Below are 7,668 nucleotides of genomic sequence, written 5' to 3' on the forward strand. Positions count from 1 at the left end.
CCGCCAGGCACCTGCTGGGCCGGGCCCTGGTGCGGCGCGTGCTGGGCGCGGCCTTTGGGCGGCCGTTTTCCGGGGAGTTCGCCCTCGGCCCCTGGGGCAAGCCTGCCTGCCCGCCGGAATGGCTGGGCAGCGGCAACGCCATGGACTTCTCCATCAGCCATTCCGGGCGCATGGTGTGGGCGGCGTTCTGCCGGGCCGCGGCCGTGGGCATAGACGTGGAGCAGATCCGCCCCCTGCCGGAGGCCTTCGATCTCGCGGCGCAGCTGCATCCATTGGAGTGCGCGGCCGTCCGCGCCCAGCCGGAGCCGGACCGCGCGGTGGCCTTCCACCGCTGCTGGACGCGCAAGGAGGCGGTGCTCAAGGCGCTGGGCATGGGGCTGAACCTGCCGTTGCAGGGCTTCCTGGTGCGGCCGGATCCCGGCGACGCGGACTGGCTCGTTTCCCTTCCCGGCCAGACGGGGCAGGGGACGTCCGCTCCGGCCTGGACGACCCGCGACATCGACGCCGGGCCCGGCTATCAGTGCAGCGTGGCGGCCGACGCGCCGAATTTATCCTTCGCCGTGTTTTTCCAATGACGGACCGGGCGGACGCTCCTCCCGCCATTGCGCAAACAATGGCGGCCTCCACCGCCCGCAGGCTTGCCTTAGCCGCGTGAGAGGTTTAATTTCAGCCATGTCCTCGACATCCTGGCAAGAATTGCTGCACGACGCGACGACCCCCCAGCGTTGCCTCCCGGCCCTGTGTTCCGGCCTTCTGGTCGGCATGCTGCTCATCGTCATTCAGCTTTCCCTGGCCTCGCTCATCTTCTCCGGCCCCCTGGCTCCCTTCGCCCCGCAGGCCTCCGGGCTGCCCCTGTTCGGCTGTTTCGTCATGTGCCTTCTGGTGGCGCTCTTCAGCTCGGTCCCCACGGCCATCTGCGTGCCCGAGGACTCCCCCGCCGCCATTCTGGCCTCCGTTGCCGCGGGCATCGCCACCGCGCTGTCCGGGGCCGTGGATCCGCGCGCGGCCTACGTCACCGTGGGAGCGGCCATGGCGCTCTCCGCCCTGGGCACGGGCGCGCTCTTCCTGCTGCTGGGGCGCTTCCGGCTGGGCAACCTCGTCCGCTACATGCCCTATCCCGTGGTGGGGGGCTTTCTGGCGGGCGTGGGCTGGCTGCTGGCGCGCGGCAGCATAATCATCATGACCGGAGAAACGCCCAACCTCACGAACCTGGCGGTTTTCTTCACCGGTGAAACGCTCGCCCTGTGGCTGCCGGGCCTGGCCCTGGCTCTGGCCCTGCTGGCGGCCAGCAAGCTCATCAAGAACGGCGCGGCGCTGCCGGCCACAATCGGAACGGCCCTGGCGGCCTTCGCCGTCTACCTCTGGGCCACGGGCCAAAGCCTGGCCGATGCGGAGCGCACCGGGCTGCTGCTCGGCGGCATTGAGGAAGGCGCGCGGCTGTGGCCCGTGTTCGGCGTGGCCGACCTCTCGCTGATCCGCTGGGACCTGCTGGCGCAGCAGATTCCGCAGCTGTGCACCATCCCCCTGGTTTCCGCCATCTCCTTCCTGCTGGTCAGCAGCGGCATGGAAGCCATGCTGCGCCGCGATCTGGACATGCGGCACGAGCTGTACCTCAACGCCGCAGTGAATTTCATCGCCGCTCCGGGCGGCTCGCACACGGGCTTCACGGCGCTCAGCTACTCCATGCTCGGCCCCATGACCGGCTCGAACTCGCGGCTGGTCGGCGTCACCGCCGGTCTGCTGGCCGGCGTGGCGGCCGTTTCCGGCGCATCGGTGCTCGCCCATGTTCCCCGCTTCGTCCTGGGCGGGCTGACCATGTTCATGGGCCTGGCCACCATGCTGGAGTGGGCGGTGCGGATGCGCACCAGGGTGACCCGCGCGGAATACGGCCTGGTGCTGGCCATCCTCTGCTCGGTGGGAATCTTCGGCTTCCTGCCCGGCGTGGCCTTCGGCCTGGTCATGGCCGCCGCCGTCTTCGTGATCAAATACAGCCAGCTTCCCGTGGTCCGGCAGGAGGCCGAGGCGGACGGCCCGGCGAGCACGGTGCGGCGCTCCATTCCCGAACAGCACATTCTGCGCGACCGCGCGGGCGCCATTCGCGTGCTGCACATTTCGGGCTACCTGTTCTTCGGCTCCGCCAACACGCTGAACCGCACGGTGTCCCAGTACCTGAGCCCGCAAAAAGGCGCCCCCCTGGGCTACATCGTTTTGGACTTCTCGGACGTCAACGGCTTCGATTCCTCGGCCTTGAACTGCCTGCTGCGCATGGTGCAGCGCTGCACGGGCGCGGGCCTGACGCCGTTGTTCGCCGCCGCGCCGGAAGGCCTGGCCCAGCAGATGCGGCGCACGGCCCCGGACGATGCGGAGAAGCTGCTGTTCCTCCCGAGCCTGGACAGCGCCCTGGAGTGGTGCGAGGACGACATCCTCGCCCGCTTCGAGTCCACCAAGACCACGGAGTCGCAGGACGCGCTCTTTGACAGCACGGTGGACGACCTGCTTGCGCAGATAGAAAAGAGCGAACGCTTCGAGGCCATGCTTGAGAGCCTGGCCCCCTATCTGGAGGCGAGGAGCGCCGCTCCGGACGAAACCATTTTGGACGAGGGCGCCGCGCTCGATGGCGTGCTGCTGTTCGCCTCGGGCCAGGCGGAGGAGACCCGCATGGAGGAGGGCGCGGCCCCGGTGCGCCTGCGCACCCTGAAGGCCGGGGCGCTGGTGGGCCGCGCCAGCGCCGAGCAAGCCTACGCCGCTCCGGGGCGCATCGTCGCGCTCACGCCCTGCTCGCTGTTCTTCCTGTCCCTGGACGCCCTTGCCCGCCTGGAGGCCGAAAATCCCGGCCTCGCAATCACCTTTTATCACCAGTACACCGCCGCGCCGCAGCATTAACCTCCACTCGCGCCGCGTGCTTCGGCTTCGCCATGCGTCGCGAAGAAGCGGCTGCCCCTCTCCCGGAGGCCGGGGTCGTTCAATGTGAGGGAATGCCACTTCCGCTTCGACTCACCCCGAACCGGGGTTTGCCATGCGCCGAGCGCTTCATGGCTCCTTGGGAAGGCCGCCCGGCATCCCTCCCTCCTCAGCCTTCAGTTGACCGCCCTTGCCCTGCGTGAGGATTCTGCGTATCAAAACCATTATGCGCATAATAATACTTGGCGGCACAGGCTTTGTCGGAACGGCCCTCACACGGCTGCTCGTGTCACGCGGGCACGAGGTCGTGATCCCTTCGCGCAGGCCGGAGAAAGTGGCGGCGCTGCTGGGCGTGGGCCTGCCCCACGCGCGCATCGTCGGCGCGCCCTTTGACGGCAAAACCGGCGCGGGTTGGGCGGATTTCATCACCCCGGACACAGCCATAGTAAATCTGGCGGGCGAGAATATCGCCGCCGGAAGATGGACCCCGGAGGTCAAGGCGCGCATCGAAGGCAGCAGGCTCGCGGCCGGAGCGGCGGTCATGGACGCGCTCAAGCGCGCGGACGCGCTCCCGGCGGTACTGGTGCAGGCCTCTGCCGTGGGGTTTTATGGCGCGCGAGGAACCGAGCCCGTGGATGAGAGCGCCGGGCCGGGCGACAACTTTCTGGCCCATGTCGCCACCGGGTGGGAGGCCTCGACCCGGGGCGCGGAGGAGCTTGGCGTGCGCCGGGCGGTCATCCGCACCAGCATGGTGCTGGGCAAGGGCGGGGCGCTGGAAAAGATGCTGCCGCCGTTCCGCCTTGGTCTGGGCGGGCCGCTGGGCAATGGACGCCAGATGGTGCCCTTCATCCACCTGGATGACGAGGCCGGAGCCATCGCGTTTTTGATCGAGACGCCGGGTCTTTCCGGCCCGTTCAACCTGGCCGCGCCGCAGGCCGTTGATTCGCGGGACTTCGCCGAGGCCCTGGGCAGGGCGCTGGGCCGCCCGGCCTTTCTGCCCGCGCCGGCCTTCGCCCTCAAGCTGCTGCTGGGCCAGATGGCCGAGGAAGTGCTGCTCTCCGGGGTCAACGCCGTGCCTGCGCGGCTTTTGGCCGCGGGCTACCGCTTCCGCCACCCCACCCTGGCCGGGGCTCTTGAAGCCGCCCTTGCGGCAGGGTAGGGTCGCACCGTGGAAGCGCGCATGAGCAAAGGCAGGATCCTCGTGGTCGAAGACGAGGCCATCGTGTCCCTGGACATCCAGGCCCGGCTGACACGGCTGGGCTTCGAGGTGGCCGGGCATGCGGCGAGCGGGGCCGAGGCCCTGGCCCTGGCCGAAACCTGCCGCCCGGACCTGGTGCTCATGGACGTGAAGCTCAGCGGTCCCCTGGACGGCATCGACACCGCGCGCAAGCTGATTTCCTGCCACCGCCTGCCGGTGGTCTACCTCACCGCCGCCAGCGACGAAGCCACCATCGAGCGCGCCAAGGAATCCGGCCCGCAGGGCTACCTGGCCAAGCCCTTTGAGGATCATGAACTGACCGTGGCCATAGAGATGGCCCTGGTGAAATTCGAGGCCGACGCGCGCCTGAAGCAGAGCGAGCGCCTGCTGGCCACCACCCTGGGCAGTCTGGCCGAGGCCGTGGTCTCCACGGACAAGAACGGGCATGTGACCTACATGAACGCCGCGGCCGAGCAGATGCTGGGCCTGCGCGTGGCCGAGGCCGTGGGCTGCGGCTGGAGCACGCTATTCGGCATTCTGGACGAGGCCAGCCGCGAGCCCGTGGTGGGGCTGGAGGAACTGTGCCAGCCGCGCGGCGGGCATCCCCTGTGCGAGGACATGCTGCTCATCACCCGCGCCGGGAGCGAGATTCCCGTGGCCATTTCCGTTTCGCCGCTGTACGCGCCGGACAAGGGCGCGGCCCGCGAGGGACTGCGGGGCCGGGTGCTGGTGGTGCGCAACGTGGCCCTGCGCAAGCAGGCCGAGGCCGATTTGCGCAGCAGCATGGCCGAATTGCGGGCCACCTTCCGCCAGACCGTGCACGCCCTGGCCAGCATGGCGGAAAAGCGCGACCCCTACACCGCCGGACACCAGCAGCGCGTGGCCCGGCTGGCCTGCGCCATCGGCAAGGACCTGGGCCTTTCGGACGACGCCCTGGAGGGCATCGAGATGGCGGGCACCCTGCACGACGTGGGCAAGGTTTATGTGCCCGCGGAGATTCTTTCCAAGCCCGCGCGCCTCTCGCACCTGGAGATGGCCATCATGAAGGGACACCCGGAGGTGGGTTTCGAGATCCTGCGCGAGGTGAACTTTCCCTGGCCCGTGGCCCGCGCCGTGCTGGAGCACCACGAACGGCTGGACGGCTCCGGCTATCCCGGCGGCCTGCACGGGCCGGACATCTGCCTGGAGGCGCGCATCCTGGCCGTGGCCGACGTGGTGGAGGCCATGAGCTCGCACCGGCCCTACCGCGCTGCCCTGGGCCTGCCCCTGGCCTTGGAGGAGATAAGTTCCGGCCGGGGCCATATCTACGACGCCGGGGCCGTGGACGCCTGCCTGGCGGTGGTGCGCGGCGGCTTCGATTTCGCGCAGCCCACACCGGTTGGAGCGGTGCCCGCACCGCCAATGCACACGCAAGCTGAGGAGAATTCATGACCGCGCAGGGACGCGTGCTGGTGGTGGACGACGAGTCCGGCATCCGCTTTTCGCTCAAAGGCATTCTGGAGGACGAAGGTTTCACCGTGGCCGAGGCCGACAGCGGCGAGGCCGGGCTGGAATACCTGGAATCCGGCGAGGCCGTGGACCTCGTGTTCCTGGACATCTGGCTGCCCGGACAGGACGGCCTTTCCGTGCTGGCGCGCATCCGCGAGGAGCGGCCCGATCTGCCCGTGATCATGATCTCCGGCCATGGCACCATCGAGACCGCGGTCACGGCCCTCAAAAACGGGGCCTTCGACTTCATCGAGAAGCCGCTTTCGCTCGAAAAGGTGCTGCTGGCGGCCAGCAAGGCCCTGGAATTTTCGCTGCTCAAGCAGGAGAACCTGGCCCTGCGCCACAGCCTGGGCGACCAGACCGTGACCCTCACCGGCGAAAGCCCGGCCATGCGCGACCTGAAGGAGATGATCGGCCAGGTGGCCCCCACCGACGCCTGGGTGCTCATCACCGGCGAGAACGGCACCGGCAAGGAGATAGCCGCCCGGCTGCTGCACGCCCAAAGCCGCCGCGCCGGGCAGCCGCTGGTGGCCGTCAACTGCGCCGCGATTCCCGAAGAACTCATCGAAAGCGAGCTCTTCGGCCACGAGAAAGGGGCCTTCACCGGCGCGGACAAGGCCCAGATGGGCAAGTTCGAGCTGGCGCACAAGGGCACGCTCTTCCTCGACGAGATCGGCGACATGAGCCTGAAGACCCAGGCGAAGATTCTGCGCATCCTGCAGGAGCAGCGCTTCGAGCACGTGGGCGGCCGCAAGACCATCAGCGTGGACGTGCGGGTCATCGCCGCCACCAACAAGGACCTGGTGGCCGAGATACGCGCGGGCAGCTTCCGCGAGGACCTGTACTACCGCCTCAAGGTGTTTCCGCTCACCGTGCCGCCCCTGCGCGAGCGCGCCAGCGACATCCCGCTGCTTATCGAGGACTTCGTGGAGCAGCTGGTGAAGCGCGGCGGGTGCAAGCGCGCCCGCTTCAGCCTGCACACCCTGGAGCTGCTGGCCACCTATCCCTGGCCGGGCAACGTGCGGGAGCTCAAGAATTTCGTGGAGCGCATGCTCATCATCATGAACGGCCGCGACGTGACGCCGGACAGGTTGCCGCCGGAAGTGCTGGCCCAGTGCCGCGTGCCCGCAAGCGACGGCGAGGCGGCGCGGATGCCTTTGGCAGCGCCGAATCTGTCGTCCAATGCCGCGCCGGTTTCCACAGCGGTTTCCGCGCACGGCACAACGCCCCTGGCGGCGTCGGTGATTTCCGACGACGATGACGACCTGGCCGACGGGCTGATGCCGGACAGCTTCCCGGCCGGACCGCTGGACCTGAAGGAGGCCCGCGCGGCCTTTGAGGCCAAGTTCCTGGAGGCCAAGCTGCGCGAGTTCAGCGGCAACGTGAGCAGGCTGGCCGAGGCCGTGGGCCTGGACAGAAGCTCGCTGTACCGGAAATTGAAGGGCTATGGGCTGATGGCGGAATAGAATAGACTTTGTTTTTCTTCCGAAATGTGATAGCGCTGGGGCACGTTATAGTTGAGGAGCCCACAGCTGATGGAAATTACTTTATGGTGTGACGAGTCCATTTCAAAAGGCAGATATTATTCAAATTTTTATGGTGGGGCTGCGGTTTGTTCTGCACATCTTCCAAAGATTTCTGCCGCCCTCGAGAGCAAGAAGCGAGATTTAAATTTTATTGGTGAGGTTAAATGGAGCAAAGTAACCGAAAACTACCTTCAGAAATACATCGACCTTATTGATTTGTATTTTGACTATATCAGAGAGAAAGAAATTCGAATGCGTGTAATGTTCACGCAGAATAGACACGTCCCTGTACTCACCTCAGAACAAGTTGAGCATCAGTTTCACCTCTTGTATTATCAGTTTGTCAAGCATGCTTTTGGATTTTCTAAAGTTTCTTTTGCTGAACGCACGAGGCTTAGGATTTATTTTGACAGTCTCCCAGAGACAAAAGTCAAGAATGAGAGATTTAAAGAGTTCGTGCTTGACCTAATCAATAACAACGGAACAAATGGTTTAGTCCTCCATCGAGAGGACATCGCTGAAGTTGATTCAAAAAAGCATAACATTCTTCAATGT

General features: G+C 66.4%; 6 protein-coding genes. All 6 read left to right on the forward strand.

Going from position 1 to position 7,668, the window contains the following annotated elements:
- The coding region (locus VN419_RS05070; protein ID WP_325645114.1) for a 4'-phosphopantetheinyl transferase family protein at positions 1 to 575 on the forward strand (575 nt) is incomplete at its 5' end.
- 97 nt (positions 576 to 672) lie between these two features.
- Positions 673 to 2,883: an SLC26A/SulP transporter family protein gene (locus tag VN419_RS05075; RefSeq protein WP_325645116.1), complete on the forward strand. Its 2,211-nt coding sequence runs from the start codon at positions 673 to 675 to the stop codon at positions 2,881 to 2,883.
- 244 nt (positions 2,884 to 3,127) lie between these two features.
- A complete protein-coding gene (locus VN419_RS05080) occupies positions 3,128 to 4,060 on the forward strand; it encodes a TIGR01777 family oxidoreductase (RefSeq protein WP_325645118.1) in 933 nt (310 codons plus the stop codon).
- A gap of 21 nt (positions 4,061 to 4,081) precedes the next feature.
- A complete protein-coding gene (locus tag VN419_RS05085; protein WP_325645120.1) occupies positions 4,082 to 5,530 on the forward strand; it encodes an HD domain-containing phosphohydrolase in 1,449 nt (482 codons plus the stop codon).
- Positions 5,527 to 7,053 carry a sigma-54 dependent transcriptional regulator gene (locus tag VN419_RS05090; protein WP_325645122.1) on the forward strand — a complete coding sequence of 509 codons (1,527 nt, stop codon included), beginning with the start codon at positions 5,527 to 5,529 and terminating at the stop codon, positions 7,051 to 7,053. The genes VN419_RS05085 and VN419_RS05090 overlap by 4 nt, the downstream gene beginning before the upstream one ends.
- A gap of 69 nt (positions 7,054 to 7,122) precedes the next feature.
- On the forward strand, positions 7,123 to 7,668 hold a 546-nt coding region (locus tag VN419_RS05095; RefSeq protein ID WP_325645124.1), incomplete at its 3' end, for a DUF3800 domain-containing protein.

The organism is Humidesulfovibrio sp. (assembly GCF_035560995.1).
In the GTDB taxonomy this organism is placed as follows: Bacteria; Desulfobacterota; Desulfovibrionia; order Desulfovibrionales; family Desulfovibrionaceae; genus Humidesulfovibrio.

Coding starts and splice junctions, on each gene's coding strand:
- VN419_RS05080 (WP_325645118.1), top strand. CDS start 3,128: ATGCGCATAATAATACTTGGCGGCACAGGCTTTGTCGGAACGGCCCTC.
- VN419_RS05075 (WP_325645116.1), top strand. CDS start 673: ATGTCCTCGACATCCTGGCAAGAATTGCTGCACGACGCGACGACCCCC.
- VN419_RS05085 (WP_325645120.1), top strand. CDS start 4,082: ATGAGCAAAGGCAGGATCCTCGTGGTCGAAGACGAGGCCATCGTGTCC.
- VN419_RS05090 (WP_325645122.1), top strand. CDS start 5,527: ATGACCGCGCAGGGACGCGTGCTGGTGGTGGACGACGAGTCCGGCATC.